This is a genomic window from Pseudoxanthomonas sangjuensis (assembly GCF_010211755.1).
Taxonomy (GTDB): Bacteria; Pseudomonadota; Gammaproteobacteria; order Xanthomonadales; family Xanthomonadaceae; genus Pseudoxanthomonas_A; species Pseudoxanthomonas_A sangjuensis.
The window spans coordinates 1-539 of record NZ_PDWR01000071.1 but is presented as its reverse complement, the minus strand read 5'-3'; the positions used below and the strand labels follow the sequence as shown (position 1 = coordinate 539).

Sequence of the window (539 nt, the reverse complement as noted above, 5' to 3'; positions counted from 1 at the left end):
CAACCGGATGGGCTGTTGGTGCGTCCGGGCGCCGGGGTGCGCAGCGTGCTGGTCCCGGAGAGCACCATCAGCACCGAGGAGCCGATCGCACCGCTTGTGTCGGTCGCAGAAGGTGCCACTGTGGCTGACCTCATTTCCGCGTTGCGTACCGCCAAGCTGACCACCCGCGATGTCATCGCGGTCCTGCAATCCGTCAAATCCGCAGGCGCCCTGGATGGCGACCTGATCATTCAGTAGGTCACCCATGTCACAAGATCTCACCGTCGACGCCGTGCGCATGGCTCTTAGCCTCAACAAGCTCAAGGCCGAAGTCACCAGCTGGAATATCGCCAATGCATCGAGTCCCGACGCGCCGGTGTTCGTGATCGACCACAGCCGTACCGATCGTGTTCTCAATGCCGCTGCCGGCGCCAGCCCTGACGATGTTGCCGCATTGCTGGGCAACCCGGATTCGCCCACGCTGGCGATTGTGGACCAACGTTACGACCGCGAGCGCGCCAGCCTGGACGACTTGGTCGCCGAGTCGGTGTCTGCTGGTC

At 63.6% G+C, this 539-nt stretch carries 2 protein-coding genes; both read left to right on the top strand.

Translation table 11 applies throughout. The annotated features are described in order from the left end of the window. Nucleotides 1-237 (top strand): flagellar basal body P-ring protein FlgI (locus CSC71_RS15355; protein ID WP_162375239.1); only part of this gene is annotated, 237 nt, incomplete at its 5' end. 7 nt (nt 238-244) lie between these two features. Continuing rightward, the coding region (locus tag CSC71_RS15350; RefSeq protein ID WP_162375238.1) for a hypothetical protein at nt 245-539 on the top strand (295 nt) is incomplete at its 3' end.